Source organism: Mesorhizobium sp. M2E.F.Ca.ET.209.01.1.1 (genome assembly GCF_004010375.2).
GTDB lineage: Bacteria > Pseudomonadota > Alphaproteobacteria > Rhizobiales > Rhizobiaceae > Mesorhizobium.
Genome location: NZ_SADP02000571.1, coordinates 1 through 348, shown reverse-complemented (window position 1 = coordinate 348; position 348 = coordinate 1). Strand labels below are relative to the sequence as shown.

The window sequence follows — 348 nt, the reverse complement described above, 5'->3', positions numbered from 1 at the left end:
GCGGCAGTTCCCGGGAACTAGGGGTTGCCTCAGCTCGAATCCGCATGCGCCGCTGCAAGGATACAAGAATGCCGAATTAAAATTTTGGGCTTGTGGATCAGGGCTTGAAGCAGCTTCAAGCTACGGGAACGTGGGTACTGGAGAGACATGGCTGCCGAATCGTGGTCAACGAAATGCCGGGTGGCGACTACAGGTACGTAGCGAAGGTTTCGCTTCCCGGCGAAACGGATTCGATCAAGGGCAAGGACGCTTCCGAGGTCGTGCAGAAGGCACTGATGCGGGTGGAGATTTACGGAGCGACTAAACTCTAGGCGGCCCAGGATTGAGCAACGCCATCGCCAGTCGCCG

General features: G+C 57.5%; 1 protein-coding gene. It reads left to right on the top strand.

The features are described from left to right. The first annotated feature begins 104 nt into the window (after positions 1-104). Complete coding sequence (locus EN852_RS36950) at positions 105-311, top strand: hypothetical protein (RefSeq protein ID WP_135879768.1); 207 nt, start codon at positions 105-107, stop codon at positions 309-311. The last annotated feature ends 37 nt before the right edge of the window (positions 312-348 follow it).